This is a genomic window from Rhizobium sp. T1470 (genome assembly GCF_042140505.1).
GTDB classification, from domain to species: Bacteria; Pseudomonadota; Alphaproteobacteria; order Rhizobiales; family Rhizobiaceae; genus Rhizobium; species Rhizobium favelukesii.
This window is the reverse complement of record NZ_CP148091.1, coordinates 2,940,513-2,954,299: the sequence shown is the minus strand read 5'-3', so window position 1 is coordinate 2,954,299 and position 13,787 is coordinate 2,940,513. Positions and strand designations below refer to the sequence as shown.

18 protein-coding genes, 1 tRNA gene and 2 pseudogenes are annotated in these 13,787 nt (G+C 59.6%); 9 read left to right on the top strand and 12 right to left on the bottom strand.

Annotated features, from left to right (window positions below):
- Positions 1-625 precede the first annotated feature (625 nt).
- The 3 genes from WGT02_RS14900 to WGT02_RS14890 all read left to right on the top strand — a co-directional run bounded on the left by WGT02_RS14900 (position 626) and on the right by WGT02_RS14890 (position 1,599).
- Positions 626-865, top strand: coding sequence for a hypothetical protein (locus WGT02_RS14900; protein WP_208250064.1), 240 nt, complete (start codon positions 626-628; stop codon positions 863-865).
- A 204-nt stretch (positions 866-1,069) separates the two neighbouring features.
- Positions 1,070-1,315, top strand: coding sequence for a hypothetical protein (locus WGT02_RS14895; protein ID WP_208250066.1), 246 nt, complete (start codon positions 1,070-1,072; stop codon positions 1,313-1,315).
- Complete coding sequence (locus tag WGT02_RS14890; protein WP_208250069.1) at positions 1,312-1,599, top strand: hypothetical protein; 288 nt, start codon at positions 1,312-1,314, stop codon at positions 1,597-1,599. The genes WGT02_RS14895 and WGT02_RS14890 overlap by 4 nt, the downstream gene beginning before the upstream one ends.
- Positions 1,600-1,733: 134 nt before the next feature.
- On the opposite strand, the gene WGT02_RS14885 is transcribed toward WGT02_RS14890, so the two are convergent.
- From WGT02_RS14885 to WGT02_RS14865, 5 genes are read right to left on the bottom strand one after another with little or no spacing between them, the layout of a single operon-like run.
- Positions 1,734-2,153: a putative Ig domain-containing protein gene (locus WGT02_RS14885; protein WP_208250070.1), complete on the bottom strand. Its 420-nt coding sequence runs from the start codon at positions 2,151-2,153 to the stop codon at positions 1,734-1,736.
- Positions 2,150-2,584, bottom strand: a complete 435-nt coding sequence (locus WGT02_RS14880; protein WP_208250072.1) for a hypothetical protein — start codon at positions 2,582-2,584, stop codon at positions 2,150-2,152. Before WGT02_RS14880 ends, WGT02_RS14885 begins: the two co-directional genes overlap by 4 nt.
- Positions 2,585-2,586: 2 nt before the next feature.
- Positions 2,587-2,829, bottom strand: coding sequence for a hypothetical protein (locus tag WGT02_RS14875; RefSeq protein ID WP_208250074.1), 243 nt, complete (start codon positions 2,827-2,829; stop codon positions 2,587-2,589).
- Positions 2,826-3,425, bottom strand: a complete 600-nt coding sequence (locus WGT02_RS14870) for a hypothetical protein (protein WP_208250076.1) — start codon at positions 3,423-3,425, stop codon at positions 2,826-2,828. Before WGT02_RS14870 ends, WGT02_RS14875 begins: the two co-directional genes overlap by 4 nt.
- Before the next feature lie 5 nt (positions 3,426-3,430).
- Positions 3,431-3,652, bottom strand: coding sequence for a hypothetical protein (locus WGT02_RS14865; protein ID WP_208250078.1), 222 nt, complete (start codon positions 3,650-3,652; stop codon positions 3,431-3,433).
- Positions 3,653-3,855: 203 nt separating this feature from the next.
- On the opposite strand from WGT02_RS14865, the gene WGT02_RS14860 reads away from it, so the two are divergent.
- Positions 3,856-4,470, top strand: a complete 615-nt coding sequence (locus WGT02_RS14860) for a hypothetical protein (RefSeq protein WP_208250080.1) — start codon at positions 3,856-3,858, stop codon at positions 4,468-4,470.
- Between the two features lie 112 nt (positions 4,471-4,582).
- Here WGT02_RS14860 and WGT02_RS14855 read toward each other — a convergent pair whose 3' ends face one another.
- The 3 genes from WGT02_RS14855 to WGT02_RS14845 form a co-directional block, all read right to left on the bottom strand.
- Positions 4,583-5,896: a hypothetical protein gene (locus tag WGT02_RS14855; RefSeq protein WP_208250082.1), complete on the bottom strand. Its 1,314-nt coding sequence runs from the start codon at positions 5,894-5,896 to the stop codon at positions 4,583-4,585.
- Positions 5,896-6,141, bottom strand: coding sequence for a hypothetical protein (locus tag WGT02_RS14850; RefSeq protein ID WP_208250084.1), 246 nt, complete (start codon positions 6,139-6,141; stop codon positions 5,896-5,898). Before WGT02_RS14850 ends, WGT02_RS14855 begins: the two co-directional genes overlap by 1 nt.
- Positions 6,142-6,384: 243 nt before the next feature.
- Complete coding sequence (locus WGT02_RS14845) at positions 6,385-8,265, bottom strand: hypothetical protein (protein WP_208250086.1); 1,881 nt, start codon at positions 8,263-8,265, stop codon at positions 6,385-6,387.
- Positions 8,266-8,601: 336 nt separating this feature from the next.
- Here WGT02_RS14845 and WGT02_RS14840 point away from each other — a divergent pair, with 336 nt between their 5' ends.
- Entirely contained in the window at positions 8,602-8,952 is a 351-nt protein-coding gene (locus WGT02_RS14840) for a hypothetical protein (RefSeq protein WP_208250088.1), read from the top strand.
- Positions 8,949-9,539 (top strand): DUF6680 family protein, encoded by a 591-nt coding sequence (locus WGT02_RS14835; protein ID WP_208250089.1) that lies wholly within the window; start codon positions 8,949-8,951, stop codon positions 9,537-9,539. The genes WGT02_RS14840 and WGT02_RS14835 overlap by 4 nt, the downstream gene beginning before the upstream one ends.
- A gap of 30 nt (positions 9,540-9,569) precedes the next feature.
- On the opposite strand, the gene WGT02_RS14830 is transcribed toward WGT02_RS14835, so the two are convergent.
- The 3 genes and pseudogenes from WGT02_RS14830 to WGT02_RS14820 form a co-directional block, all read right to left on the bottom strand.
- Positions 9,570-11,006 (bottom strand): hypothetical protein, encoded by a 1,437-nt coding sequence (locus WGT02_RS14830; protein WP_208250090.1) that lies wholly within the window; start codon positions 11,004-11,006, stop codon positions 9,570-9,572.
- Between the two features lie 69 nt (positions 11,007-11,075).
- Positions 11,076-11,186 (bottom strand): annotated as a pseudogene (locus WGT02_RS14825) (DUF6538 domain-containing protein); the annotation flags it as partial.
- A 107-nt stretch (positions 11,187-11,293) separates the two neighbouring features.
- A tRNA-Ile gene (locus WGT02_RS14820) sits at positions 11,294-11,369 on the bottom strand.
- A 155-nt stretch (positions 11,370-11,524) separates the two neighbouring features.
- Here WGT02_RS14820 and WGT02_RS14815 point away from each other — a divergent pair.
- Both WGT02_RS14815 and WGT02_RS14810 read left to right on the top strand, forming a co-directional pair.
- Positions 11,525-12,268 (top strand): SIMPL domain-containing protein, encoded by a 744-nt coding sequence (locus tag WGT02_RS14815; protein WP_024313679.1) that lies wholly within the window; start codon positions 11,525-11,527, stop codon positions 12,266-12,268.
- A gap of 250 nt (positions 12,269-12,518) precedes the next feature.
- The gene (locus WGT02_RS14810) at positions 12,519-12,902 is read left to right on the top strand and encodes a hypothetical protein (RefSeq protein ID WP_024313678.1); all 384 of its coding nucleotides are present in this window, start codon (positions 12,519-12,521) and stop codon (positions 12,900-12,902) included.
- Between the two features lie 53 nt (positions 12,903-12,955).
- On the opposite strand, the pseudogene WGT02_RS14805 reads toward WGT02_RS14810, so the two are convergent.
- Positions 12,956-13,060, bottom strand: a pseudogene (locus WGT02_RS14805) (GntR family transcriptional regulator); the annotation flags it as partial.
- A gap of 205 nt (positions 13,061-13,265) precedes the next feature.
- Here WGT02_RS14805 and WGT02_RS14800 point away from each other — a divergent pair.
- Positions 13,266-13,757, top strand: coding sequence for a heme-degrading domain-containing protein (locus WGT02_RS14800; protein ID WP_024313677.1), 492 nt, complete (start codon positions 13,266-13,268; stop codon positions 13,755-13,757).
- Positions 13,758-13,787: the final 30 nt, after the last annotated feature.

Here is a 13,787-nt window from a genome sequence, read left to right as displayed (position 1 = left end):
AGGCACTCCGCGTTTCCAGGCACTTCCGGATACATTCGCGGGTTCAGCGATGTGTACGGAGATCTCAAAATGGTGTCAACAATTGAATGCCTCGCCGGGGCCAGTCGATCCCAGTCCCCGCCGTAGCCGGCGGCGCTATGCTGGACCTCCTGCGGCTGCCCTCTTGTCCGGTCTCGGCATGCGCGAATTCCCGCCGTGCCCCTGCGGGGACGCTATGCTCCCGGCTCCGATATGCTCATTGTTCCCCTGATCCCGGCAGGGGTAGCCTCGCTCTCTTCCACGACGATTTTTTCCTGCCCTTCGGATCGAGCCACGTGTCTCGATCCGATCCGCATTGCGGACCGGGGAAAAAATAGTCGCGGAACCTTGTCGCTCGGTGACAATCCCAAGGGCCGCTCAGAAACGGCCTGCGGCCTGCGGCATCCCCCTTGGAGGGGCATGCCTCTTCCGAGCATGGCGACCCTTGTGACAGTCAACCCCTGCCTGCCGTCGTGCCAATCTGAATCACGTTAACGACTTCGACGTCCTGTTTCCGGGAACCCGGAAATCATTTCCGATCGCCCTGGGCCCGACTCCCGAAATCTGCTATAAAATTCATGTTTTCAATGAGTTATGGAGATTTCGAATGAAGACGACGACCACCGTAATTCGCGGGCTAGCAATCGATGTCCTCATCATTGAAACCGTACATGCAGATGCCGTCGGCACTCTCTTTTACCGTGCCGAAGTCCTGATCCGGGAGCGGAAGTCGGGTGCGCAACGCCTCGTCCGGCGCACTCGCATCCCCGGCACCGCGAAGGAACTGGCTCAGGCCGTCCAGCAGCGTGGCGTTCGTGCTCTTGAAACTTTTTCGCCGGCTGCCTGAAATATTTTTCCAAGGATTCACCAAGGACTCGTTTTGCCTCAGCAAGGATTCGATGCCCTTCGAGTCCTTTCCGGCAAGGATTCAAGACCGCTTGGAAACCAGACGGGACACGCCCCAAGGATATGGAATTCCTCGATTTTTCCAGCGGCATTCGCGACACTGTCCAGCGTCATGAATGATCGACAGACAGAAAAGGAGACCCCCATGACACATACTACGAACAGCATCGTCGCCCGCCATATCGTTGCAGAGTTCAAAGCTTTTAAAGAGGCTTATGATCGCTACCTCGACCGGATGGATGACCTCGTATGCTCGCTTGATGAGGATAGCGAGATTCACAGAACGGCTCGTTTTCTTGCCGTTGGTACCGACGACGTGACGAAATTCACCCTCAACGGGGACAACGTTGTCAGTGACATCGAGGCAAAGCTGAAGAAGGAGGACGCATGATGCAGGCTCTTCAACTTCTCGGCTGGGAGCGGGACGACACCGTTGCCGACAATACCCAGAGCACATGGACGAACCTCCTCATCGTCGGGGATGGCGAGGAGGACACCTACGATATGCTCGTGATTGGCGAGCCGGGCCGTATCGGACCGACGCACTACAGCGTCACAGGCACCCGCAACAGGACCGGGGTGACATTTGCAGAGGGGACAGCGTCATCATGGGATGAAGCTTGCCACCTCGCCAAGGTCGAAGCCCGGCGGGCCTCAATCAGGCCCGTTGAATAGCGGAAGGCGACCGCCAGAGACATTCTCCATTCCGGGCGGGTACAGACACCACCCGAGCGGTCAGGCGTGCTGTACGGGCCACTTAAACGCAACGAAATGTGGACATCGGGGTCGAGAGACCCCGATTTCGCGCTTCAGGTCACGACGATGGTGATGTCCGCCGTCACCGCCACACCACTCGAATCTGTCGCGGACACCCAGATTTCATAGCTCCCCGCGATCAGCGCCCGGCCACCGATCCGCCCCGTCGCGACGTCGAAAGTCGCCCCGAGTGGCATCCTGCCGGAATATGAATACGAGGGGCTGCCGGATGCCCCGGAGACGACCGGACGCAGATCGAGCGCCGAGCCCACGGCCACAGATGTCTGCCCCGTGACGGACAGCGTGAAGCCTGCCGGAGTGTCCGGCGGTATCGGTGTCGTCGGCTCCTTCGGAGGAGCCACGACAGGGACGGCGATCACGCCCGTCGTCGACGATCGCAGAACAAACGTCCCGGCCGACGCATCAGCGTTCCAGAGAGCCGCGATGGTGGCGAGAGCGACGACAGCCTTCATGCCGCATCCTCCGGCAGTTCGCACGCCGGGTAGCGTGACAGGGTCTCGCTGTCGCATGGCGGGCAGACTTCTGGAAAGCCGGCGAGCCCGTTCATCGCTGTGCAGGCCCCGGGTGTCTGGATGCGCAGTGGATTCCATACCTGCCCGCCGCCGTGCCGGACACGCCACGTTCCTGGCGGTACCGCATTCAAGAAGCCGGATTCCAGGAGCCCGGTGAGAGCCGCCCCGTCATCACCAAGGGACGACACCCGGCCGCCGTCCGTCCCGTAGAGATCGAGCGCCGCTGCTATCTGCTGCTGCTGCCCCACGACCGCGACAAGCTCCGCCCGGAGCCGCGCGTGTTCGTAGACCTCGCCGCCGTACCAGGCGCCCGCAACAGCCAGCACTCCGAAGATCACGCCCGCGATCACCCCCACCACAAGGTTATACATGTCTACTCCTTCCCTTCATCATCCCAGCCGCTCCAATCAAAGCCCCACGACCCCGCGTTTGCGATGAGGTCCGCTGCTTCGAGGACAAGTTCCGCGCAGCCATCAGCGTCCGGTTGGTCGCTCTCAAGTTCGCGGGCAAGCGTCCGATCGATGGCGATGACACGATCCCGCGCGGAGGCGATCAATCCGACCCGAGTGAGAAAGCCGGCGAGGCTGGGGCTGGCGATGGCGATTTCGTCTGTCATGGCTTCGGTCCTTTCGTACCCGCATCGTCATCCGGCGTTTCCGTCTCCGGGGGCGCAGCCTGCTGCCGTTCGACTTCCCACATCTGCGCCGCCGCCAACATGGAGGCAGTTATCTCATCATCAGAGGCTCCGGGCCGAGCGGCCATCCGGAGCCGCCATAGGTCGCCCGTGTAGATGGAGTCGCGCAGCCACTCGACAGCGGCTGGCGGCACTCGCGCTTCAAGCATCTCGCGAGCAATGTCAGCCTTTCGGCTGCGCGACAGGTCTTTAACAAGCCGCCGGAAGGACGGCGGCGGGCGCATACGGTTCGTGGCGTAGTGCAGCGGCTCCAGGCCGCGCTCCATCGCGTATGCCGTTGGCCCCCGGTCATCGTCGATCGACGAGGCAGGCGAACGGGCAGGACGGAAGGGAAATGAGAAAGCCGGCATCGGTATGGGTGGCATCATCGCGAGCGTCGCCGATAGGATTCCGAGTAGCTGGAGCAACACCTTGCCTGCCGGATCGCCGCCCCGGCGCTGCCGTTGGCGTTCAGCCAGATCGCGGCGCATGCGATCCACGCATGTCCGACGACGCTTATCCTGCTTCTTCATGTTCATGACGCTCACCATTCGATTTCATCGAATGAAGTGAACGGGCGGCCTCTCACCTTTTCGCGCCACCGCTTCGACATCGCCAACAGCTCACGAGTGCGATGCCATTCACGAGCGGCCTGCGCGACCTGCTCGGCTGGCCAGCAGTTCTCGCACGCATCTATCAACACACCTTCGGCCATCCAGTGTGCTGACTGATAGACGGTTTCGATTCTTTCGTTGACTGTTGACATACCCGACCCTCCGCTGCCCTTTGCCTTCTTTCAGGATGCGGGCAGGTCGGGACCGGCGCAAATCAGGAGCGGGTGCGCGACTCCCGGGAGAAGGATTCGACGTCGAACGCCAACGGAGTGACCCCAAGGCCATTGTCGGCTCGACGAAACCGCCTATCCTGCACCACCTTCGATCCCGCTTGGTAGCCGAGGAGAATGTCCCGATGAAGAAGAGGCCCACGAGTTTCGAGGAACTGCTGAATTTTGAGTACCGCTGGCCCAAGAAGGGCGATCGACTGCTACGCCGATCGGATGATTGGGACCGAGGGGTGGAGTTCTCCAAGCGGCCAATCGATAGACACGTGCATCTTTGGGAAGGCTACATGAGAGCCGGAGCCGGACTGATCGAACTATGTACCCAGGATGGATACGGGGGCGACCGGCACTTCGTGATCTATCCAATTTTGTTCAATTATCGCCACGGCCTCGAACTAGCGATGAAATGGATCGTGCTTCGTTTCGGCGGAGAAGGATTTCAGGGGATCGAGGCAGATCATGACCTTTGGAAGCTTTGGAAGCGCTGCCGCGCGATCATTGAACAATACGAGCAGAATGACGACGAGGCCACCAAAGTGGTCGAGAAGATCGTCAAGGAATTCCATGATCTTGATCGGGCCGGAATTAGCTTCCGGTACGGCTGGGGCAAAGAAGGCAAAGAAATCAAACTGCCAGATCACATAATCGACCTGGAAAATATCCACGGCGTGATGCAGGGAGTATCAGGCTATTTCACCGGGCTTGATGGATGGCTGGACGACCTGCATTCGGCAGGACCGTGACAAGGATTCGACGTGAATCCTGATGGGTATGACCCCATCAGGCGCGCGAGATCGCGCTGTACGGCCTTCTCTGGCGCACAAATTTTGTGCCGATCGCGATTTTCGTAGGATTTCAGCCTCGCCGTCGAAGAGCGGGCGTCGAAATGGCCGGCGTGCGTTCCGGCTCTGGCGGACGCAGGGTCGCGAGTTCCTGTCGGGCCGCTGCCAATTGCCGCCCGGTATCGGTGAGATTGTCGCGGAGGTTCTTCGCCCGCGTTTCAGCCTCCCGCCGTCCGGCATCGGCGGCGCTGGCACGGTCAACGGCATCGGCGGCGGCTTGCCGGAGAGCTTCCATTTCTGCATCGACGGCGGCGCGGATGCGTGCCGCGACCTTCGATTTCCGGAATCCATCGAACACGCTGCGCAGCGCTCCCGGTAGAAGTTGAAGGCGTGCAGCAGCCTCGCGGACACGGACGGCCTCTTCACGAACACGGGCCATCATCGACCGGGCCTTGTTCTGCTCCTGAACGGCCTTGTCCTGGGCCTTCAAAGCGGCTTCCGTCGCGGCCTTCGCAGCGGCAAGCTGGCGGGCCGCTTCCTTCTTGGCCGCAGCAGCCTCCGCACCAATCCGGGCGGCCTCGTCTTTCGTGCTGGCGATCATGGATTCGCCCTTGCGCTTGACCTCTCTGGCCCGTTCGATGGTGGTCCGTAGCGCCTTGGCCTGTACCTGTTCAGCTTGCCATTCGGCCCGCGTCAGACGACGACGCTGCGGGCCGAGGCGAGTCAGACCGCAGGCGATGGCAACGGTCCCATGATACGCATCCTGCCATTCCCGCATCGCGGCTCGATACGCCTGATCGCCGCGCTTGTTCAACGCCTTGGTGTCCTCGCCGTCAAGGGGACCTGCCGCCATTACAGCGGCCTTCGCCGTCTGCCCGGGGTGAAGGGCGGCCGCACGCATGGCTGGATCGTCTGGCAGGATATAGGCGTGGATATGCCAATGAGATTCGTCCTCGTGCCGGATCACGGAGACGAGCTTGTCGCCGTATTGCGACCGAAGCCATGCCACTGTTCGCTTTTCCCACTCCTCCGCCTCGCGTTGCTTTTCCCACTCCTCCGCCTCGCGTTGCTTTTCCGGATCGGCGCGGACTTCTTCCATCGTGTACGGATGGCTCGCCACGACTGTCATGAGCGTGTGCTGGGTCTTCTGAATTCTTCGAGGTTTGCCACCCTTCGGCGTTGTCGTCGCGGCATCGGCAGCGGCTTCGTGCAGCGCCTCTACCTCATCGATCGTCGAGCCATAGACGACAATCGGAGGAGATGGATTCGCGACATGAACGGACGCTACCGGATCGCGCCGAGCTTCATTGAACACGAAGCCCGTGGAGCGGCCCTTACTGTCGCCCTTGCGCGAGAATGCTTCGAGATGGACGAACTGGAAGGACATCAGTCACGCCCCGGCACTTCGCGCCATTCGGCGACGAGATCGCGACCGTCCCGCGTGACGATTCCGATCCTTTTCGCCGTCAGGGACTTGCGAACCGCCACCCCCTTTTTCGGCAGATGAATGAGAACTCGATTCCGTCCGACATGTTCGACCGTGACGGACTTGCGCCGTTGCAAGTTGACCCAGTGCGGAAGCCACTCCCGGAAGAAAACAGAGCAACCCGAAACGACATCGCCATACGCCATTACAACCCTCCCTGTTGGTGGAAGAATCTTCAGTGCCGGCGGAGCCGAAAACAATAGTCTTTAGTGACCGACTAATGGCTCTCCCCGTTGGGTCGAGTCGTCGGCCCTTCGGGGAGGCTTCCGCCGGACCTTTCCGGGGGACCCTGTCTGGGGACTTCCGCGAGGCTCCTGGCAGGGGCCTTGTCGCCGCTGGATGCGACGAGGCAACCGGATGGTTGCCATGGTGACAATGCGACGGCTCTGTCACGCCGCCGCGCGGCAAGCGGCTGCGGCATACTGGCGCGACAGATACGCGGCATACCGCACCCGCTGACGGTCCTCATCGATCTGTCGCGCTCCGGTAAGGCCGTGCGCGGCCACCAGCGCTTGCCACTCGCTTGCCCGCTGGTCGAGGTTCGCCCGCACGTGAGCCCACTTCGCCTCGTCGTCCGACGACTCAAACGGGATTTCGTCGTCTTCGTCTGGCGTTCGAGGCTTCAGCCTGACGACTTTGCCACCGAATATCTCCGCAATCTCCTCGATGACGGGGTCGTCGATGATATTGGAGATGTCGTGGGGTAGCTCTGCCTGTCCTTCTCGGACAGTTGAGCTACATGTGTGAACGATATAGCTCGCTGCTTCCGCAGCTTCGCGTATATCGTCCTCGGCCTCAGCCCGCGCCTCTTTCAGTGCGGCGCGAGCGTCGTCCTCATCATCGTCCGACATCCGTCCGTCGCATGACCACGCGGCATACCGCTCCGCCACGTCGAGCGCCATCCTCGCCACGCGCAGCGCCTCTTCCGGAGGCGGCGCGAAGGCATCGTCCCACCATTCACGCGCCTGCTGCTGCCACTCGCGGATGTCAGCCCCGTCTTCGGTGGACAGTTTCAACGGATCATAATTCTGGACCATGATCATCGGTTCTGCCCACGGCGTGTGCCGCCATTGCGGCAGCGTGAGGCCAATGACGATGTTCGCCGCAGGACCGCCGTCGCCCAGCCGCGGCCTTTTCTCCGGGGACAGCTCCGGAGCATCGTCGAAATCCTTGTCCGGCGCGTCTTCGCCAGCTTCGCCGTCTTCGATGACGTTGCCGTCGTCATCCGCATCGTCTTCGTCCGGGGCACCGCCGCGCTTACCTTTCTTGACGCGCATGAGCTGGCCATCACCACGTCCCACATGAACTCGGACGACCTTTTTCCGCTCCTTCTTGAGTTCCTTCATCCACGTCCTGAACTCTCCCATCGGCTGGCAGATTTTCAACTTCTGCGTCTGTCTGTAGAGCCAGACGAGTTCGTCGTCGGTAGCCGCAAGCGTGTCCGCTGGCTTGCTACAATATTTGACAATCTCCTCGACTTTCTCGACACGACCATTGTCCCGCCAGTGCGCGTCCATGAATTTTTCGGTGTACCGGAGGAATTCCGGCCACAGCTTGGCGATGTTGCGCTTCGGCCAGTACAGTACGTTCGCATGGACATGGTACAGCACCGTGTCCGCGCCGTAGCGTGCCGACAGGTCCGAGGCCTGCCCACGCTCGGCAGCGGCGGCATCACGTTCGGCAGCCGTCGCGCGGGTGAATTCGATGCCGCGATATAAAACCTCGATGTCGTAGCATTTGCCCGTTTTCTTGTCCGGCGTGCTCACTTCATAAGCCCACGACGATATACGACGTGACAGCTCCTGAATGGCTCCCCGGAGGTCGCCAAAGGCGGGGACCGGCTCGGCGCAGGTCATGACAGCGTACCTGAAGTACCTCGCGGAAGGATGTTCATGAATGAACAACTTCAGGCCGTTCACCGTTGGCCGCCTGTCGCGGGCGGCGACGACTGGCAGGAAACGAACGGCACGGAAGACACGCTGCGTCTCGATGACGTTCGTGACAGCGGAGATCAGCGTCACTCCGCCGGGCCGGATGACATCCTCCCCCGCGCGCTGCAGCGCCTTGGCGATGCGGTCGTTCTGCTCCATAAGCTTCGCCGTCGCCGCAGCACGCCGCGCCCAGGCGACGGGATCGAGCCCCCATCCACTGTTCGACTTCAGCACCGAATTGTGCGTCTTCACACCGCGCCCGGACGCGGTCGCGGCACCGGAAACGCCCGCCAGCGCGCGCGCAGCAATCCCGCCCGGCTTGCCGCCTTCGATCTGCACAACCACGTTGTCAACAATTAGATTTTCAAAAGATGAGCTTGCGAGGTCGTCCGGAGCGAATATTTCGCCCCCGGCGCTCAACTACCCGTTCGACGGGGCTTTACAATCTCTTGGTCATTGTTCATCATTTTTGAACAGTCCTTGAAAAAGCCGTGCAGGGTTCCAGCCCTTCGACCACGGCTTTTTTCATGGTCGATCGTCGGCGCAAGAAGGTCAATGGAGAAACATCCCGGGCTCCCGGGGTGAGTAGATATCCTCTGGGGGGAGCACCCGCTATACGCGACGAAATCAACGAACCGTTGTAAAGTATGTAGACCGAATCGCTAGGAGATCGCGATGCTTGATGGGTTCTATGTTGGTTACATGTCAGCCGACGGATACGGCGTAGTATTGTTCGTTTTCAGAGGAAGTAATATCGTCGGGGTTGACGCTGGCGGCGTTAAATTTGATGGAACCTACACGCAGGATTCAGCAACAAATTCTTTCAAAGGAAAGATAACTGTCAACGCACCTCCCAATATCGACCTAGTTCAAGGAATTAATACAGGGCCGAATGGCCTCACGTACGAAGTTCCTTTCTCGATGCCGGAAAATTTCCTCGAAGCTCCGTTTATCCGAGTTGATACCCCATTCGGTCCGGTGAATATCAAGCTTGAAAAGCTCCGTGATCTTGGAGACGCAGCTTGATCGAATGGATCCAGGAAAACCCAGCAACGATCGCGGCATTCCTGAGCGCCGTGGCGGCACTGTTGTCGGTCGTTGCGACATGGCAAGGCCCACGTTCTGCAGCCAAACTCTCTGAGCAGATTCGGAATGATACAGAACGCGAAAACGAACGGCGGCGTATGAAACTTCAGGTGTTCTCTACGCTGATGCAGGAGAGAGCGACGATCGCTTCCCTCGATTCGGTAAGAATGCTCAACTCAATCGATTTCGTCTTCTCGGAGTCCCCAAAAGTCCGCGAAGCTTGGGCCGACCTTTTCGCGATTTTTCACACCTCGGATGTTCCTCATCCACAACTCCGCGAAGAAAAACTACGCGTCTTGTTGAAGGAAATGGGCGCAGATATCGGGCTATCGGATACACTCAAGGTCGATGACATCGCTCGCATTTACTATCCAAATGCGCTAGCCCAAGAAGAGGAGCTACAGATGCATAGGCGCCAGCAAGCTCTTCTTCAAATGCGGTCGCAGGGGCAGCCGCAGGTGCCATCACAAGGCATCGACGAACTGCTTCTCGCGAAGTTTCCCCCCAAGCCTCGATTGGACGGCTAGTTAGGTACTCCTCCCTCGCTTTCACGCTCCTCATCGAATGAATGGTGTGAAATCCACGCCCTCCGGAGCGGGCATCGCCATGATCTTCCGCACTTCCTTCGGCTTCAGGAGCTTCGCTCCGTACTTGGCACTGACACTGGAGAAGGCATGACCGCATTGCTTGTCGGCCAGACGTTCGCCGACATGGTCCCGGAGCCAATCCTTGGCGCTGTGCCGGAGGCTATGAAAGACCTGCCGTTGCGTCTCGTGGATACCAAGTCCGTTCATCCAGTTGTACATCTGCTTCTGAGCGGCATCTGGCGGATCGTCCGCCCTGTGGAAGTGGCCGAACACGAAGCCGTCGGGTGACTCCACGTTCTTCGCGTAGTCGATAAAACCGACCTCGTGGAGTAGTGGGTGGATTGCGACGTAGCGCTTCGACGTTTTCGTCTTCACCGGACGGTCAATCTTCTGCCCCGCGAGCAGTAGCGGACGGGTCAGATCGATAACCTCATTGCCTTCGACGTCGACAATGTCGGTCCGTTGGAGATAGATCAGTTCCGCAAGCCGCATTCCTGTCAGCAGCCCGGCCAGCGGCAGCCAAGCCTTGTGCGCCTTCTTCATGAGCTTCGGGGTAGCCGCATCCTGGAACCAGATGTTCAACGACGGCACCGCCATCGGCTCACGGTCGATAGCAGCTTCGGTTCCCTTTGGCATGGTCACTCGATATCCGCCCATGTCTCGAATGTCTGGCACGCTTGCCGCCACCCTGGACCAGATATTCTTGAATTCCGAGAGGTAGCTCGCAACCGTCGTTTCTGACAGACACTGCTCGCGTTCTTCAGGCGGGAGCTTGGCGTTCTTCTCGACTATCTGCCTCAACGTCAGGCCCTTAAAGATAGCGATCTTCGAACGATTTTTCGGCAGCCGGGCAAGGAAGGTTGCGAAGTGCTGGACATCAATCGGAAGGTACTCCTTGAGAGGCTTGTCCCCCACAATCTCCAGAAACGCCGCGAAGGCTGTTTCAAGCCGTTCTTCGTAGCGCGTTGCATCCTTATCTTCAGGGTTCAGCGCGGCCTTCCGAGCATCAAGAACTTCTCTTCCGGCGACACTCAACAATGTCGAGGACTTTCCATCCCGAACCTCTACCGCTGGACGCTCAAGAGATGCCAGCATTCGCACAGTATCCTTGTACGTCGCGCGCTCCGTCTCCCAAGTGTTCTTGTCCTTCTCCAGCGCCGCGCCGATCTTTTCCAGACGCGCTCTCAGTCCCTTCAGGTTCCGCCGCTTCCGGACAGCCGATGCTCGCTCCTCTCCAAGGAGGTTGGCGATGCCACGTTCGTTTTCGGTCGCGAGTTCGTTGTTATCGATCTGGTGCACCTCGTCCGCAGACGGCCCCATGAATGCGAGATACCTGTCTTGCTTCCGGATACCGTCGAGTTCGGCGGCCAGCGCGGTCAGACTGGCGGAAAGTATTTCTCGTGTCATGGTCGGCTCCTCGATCTGCTTAGTCAACGCCCCAGCGAGAATCCTGGCACGACGACGTGCTTCCTCTGCCGAAATCGGACCGAGACTGATTCTGATGGGCGATGACCCGAATTTTTCCCGTAACCTAGCCGGGACCCGTTGCTGGAATGTAAAACCGGAAGACCGTCGCCAAAGATACATAACGAACCCTTTCAGTGGGCCGCGATGTGTACGGTCGTGTGTACATCGACGTGTACGACGGAAAACGGGTGCCTAAAATTTTATGGAAATTCAGAATCTTAGGATGGTGGTGGGCCCGGAGGGACTCGAACCCCCAACCAAGCGGTTATGAGCCGCCGGCTCTAACCATTGAGCTACAGGCCCTGCGGCAGCGTGGCTGCCGTGTCCGGCGCAATGGTTCCCCGGAACGGGTTTCGCTCTAACGCAATTCTTCAGCGGTCACAAGGGACTGCCGCAATAGCTTCACAATCAATCGGCAAGACGACAATCGAGACTTCACAATCACGGAGTGAAACATCGTGCTGCCGAACACCAGAACAATCGCCTTCAGCCTTCTGCTTGGACTTCCGATCGCGGCTGTCACGGCGCTGCCGGCGCTGGGCGCCGATTCGCAGCCGCGCGAGGCGGTGATTTCGGTTAGCGGCGAGGGCCAATCGAGCGTGGCACCCGACATGGCGGTGCTCAACCTTTCCGTCGTGAAGCAGGCAAAGACCGCACGCGAGGCGCTCGACGAGAACAACAAGTCGATGAACGATGTGCTGGCCGCGCTCAAAAAGGCGGGTATCGCCGAGCGGGATCTCCAAACCTCGGGCTTTTCGGTGCAGCCGCAGTACAGCTACCCGCAGTCCAACGATGGTCAGCCTCAGTCGCCACAGTTGATCGCCTACCAGGTGTCCAATTCGCTGAGCGTGCGGGTCCGCGACCTGTCCAAGCTCGGCGTCATCCTCGACGAGGCCGTGACACTCGGTGTCAACCAGGGCGGCGACATTCAGTTCACCAATGACAAGCCCGAGAAGGCAATGGAAGAGGCGCGTAAGAATGCCGTCGCCAATGCGATTGCGAAGGCGAAGACGCTGGCCGTAGCCGCCGATGTCAAGCTCGGGCGTGTGATCGAGATTAGCGAGACATCGCCGCGCCCGCAGCCGGTGCCGGTCTATCGGGCCGCCATGATGAAGGAAGCGGCAGACTCAGCCGTACCGGTCCAGGGCGGTGAAACCAGCTACAACATCACCGTCAACGTGACGTTTTCGATCGCGCAGTAATCGCCCGGCGCCTCGGCTGCAGTTAATTTGATACCGAACGGCCATTGATATTCTCTGCAATATCAATGGCCTATCTATTTTTATCCGGCGACAGGAAACCGCGAGGCGGATAAAACGCTTTATCACGCATATATTACACTATAACATTGATCGTGTTATTCGGCCCGGCAGGGAACCCTGAGTTCTGCTTCCCGCGTTGCTGCCCGGCCGAAGAGGAGGAATGGCAAATAGCCCTAAAGAGGAGACAGACATGACGAATGCCTTGCCGCCGCTTCACGATGGACACGCCCCGTTCACCCTTCAGGAACTCTTCCGCGAAGCACTCTATGCCTTCGAAGAGTGGGATACGGAACTCACAGAACCAATAGTCACCTTCGAAGGACGCGTTGTTCCCATCAGCCAGGTCTTCGAAGCGATGCGTCAATGCGACGATATCGTTCCGATGAACATCGTCGGGGCCGTCACTGAACGGCTTACCAAACCCTGGGAAGGCGAGGGACCGCTTGACCAGATGAGCTTCTCGACCGCCGCTCGTGTCATGGGAGTCCTCGTTCGCAAGCGCCTGCTTGCAAACGGTATGCCTGAGATCGTCGCCGTTGCAGAACGGCCAGCCGAGCGCCACTCGGATAATTGAACTGGTGGATTGCGGTCATTCGGCCGCAATCGCGCCTCCCAAACTAGAAATTGCTATAGTTCGAAGGCTTTCTTGAGGCCGGCGCCCCTGCGTTCGCGCAGATCGAGGTCGGCCTCAATATGTGCGATGTGGTGAAGCATCAATCGGCAAGCCTCGTCCGGATGCTTCGCTCGGTCGCCTGCGTGTCGATGCCGCCGAGGTCGATGCCATTGCGCCCTCGACGGGACACCCAATCCACGATCCGCGATCGCTTCGAGCGCTCCCACCGAGATTTAGGGGCGCGGCTATCACCACGATTCTGCTTTACTTTTACGCTCCGCTTGCATTTGTTCAGAAAAAGGCATTGCAGGAGAGGAAGCAGACATGACCACGCCAGACGATGACCTCGCGCGGATCGCAGAACAGGAAAGGGCGTTGAGTTTCGACACCTTTGATCTCACGACGGCGTGGCAGCTCGGCAAGCTTCTGCAGGAGCTCGGAACCGAACGCGGCCTCGGTATTGCCATCGACATCACTTTGCATTCGATGCCTGTCTTCTACGCTGCACTCCCCGGCGTCACCCCCGACAATGTGCAGTGGGTGCGGCGCAAGCGCAATCTGGTGCTGCGCTACTTCAGGAGCAGCTACGCGATCGGCCTCGATCTCAAGCAGAGAGGCAAGACGGTTGCCGACAACGGCCTCGCGGATGCCGATTATGCGCCACACGGCGGCAGCTTCCCGATCAATGTAAAGGGCACTGGCTGCATTGGCGCGGTCACCGTGTCCGGCCTGCCGCAACGTGAGGACCACAATCTCGCCGTCGAGGCGCTGGCGCTGATGCTGGCGAAGGACCTCGACGCGCTGCGCTTGGCATAAATCCGTCCTACCTGGCGTGTTTGTGACACG

Excerpts from the sequence above, each read along its gene's own strand:
- WGT02_RS14880 (WP_208250072.1), bottom strand. The coding sequence starts at position 2,584 with ATGTATAACCTTGTGGTGGGGGTGATCGCGGGCGTGATCTTCGGAGTG.
- WGT02_RS14810 (WP_024313678.1), top strand. The coding sequence starts at position 12,519 with ATGACGAATGCCTTGCCGCCGCTTCACGATGGACACGCCCCGTTCACC.
- WGT02_RS14870 (WP_208250076.1), bottom strand. The coding sequence starts at position 3,425 with ATGAACATGAAGAAGCAGGATAAGCGTCGTCGGACATGCGTGGATCGC.
- WGT02_RS14850 (WP_208250084.1), bottom strand. The coding sequence starts at position 6,141 with ATGGCGTATGGCGATGTCGTTTCGGGTTGCTCTGTTTTCTTCCGGGAG.
- WGT02_RS14875 (WP_208250074.1), bottom strand. The coding sequence starts at position 2,829 with ATGACAGACGAAATCGCCATCGCCAGCCCCAGCCTCGCCGGCTTTCTC.
- WGT02_RS14895 (WP_208250066.1), top strand. The coding sequence starts at position 1,070 with ATGACACATACTACGAACAGCATCGTCGCCCGCCATATCGTTGCAGAG.
- WGT02_RS14855 (WP_208250082.1), bottom strand. The coding sequence starts at position 5,896 with ATGTCCTTCCAGTTCGTCCATCTCGAAGCATTCTCGCGCAAGGGCGAC.
- WGT02_RS14900 (WP_208250064.1), top strand. The coding sequence starts at position 626 with ATGAAGACGACGACCACCGTAATTCGCGGGCTAGCAATCGATGTCCTC.
- WGT02_RS14890 (WP_208250069.1), top strand. The coding sequence starts at position 1,312 with ATGATGCAGGCTCTTCAACTTCTCGGCTGGGAGCGGGACGACACCGTT.
- WGT02_RS14860 (WP_208250080.1), top strand. The coding sequence starts at position 3,856 with ATGAAGAAGAGGCCCACGAGTTTCGAGGAACTGCTGAATTTTGAGTAC.
- WGT02_RS14885 (WP_208250070.1), bottom strand. The coding sequence starts at position 2,153 with ATGAAGGCTGTCGTCGCTCTCGCCACCATCGCGGCTCTCTGGAACGCT.
- WGT02_RS14865 (WP_208250078.1), bottom strand. The coding sequence starts at position 3,652 with ATGTCAACAGTCAACGAAAGAATCGAAACCGTCTATCAGTCAGCACAC.
- WGT02_RS14800 (WP_024313677.1), top strand. The coding sequence starts at position 13,266 with ATGACCACGCCAGACGATGACCTCGCGCGGATCGCAGAACAGGAAAGG.
- WGT02_RS14840 (WP_208250088.1), top strand. The coding sequence starts at position 8,602 with ATGCTTGATGGGTTCTATGTTGGTTACATGTCAGCCGACGGATACGGC.
- WGT02_RS14830 (WP_208250090.1), bottom strand. The coding sequence starts at position 11,006 with ATGACACGAGAAATACTTTCCGCCAGTCTGACCGCGCTGGCCGCCGAA.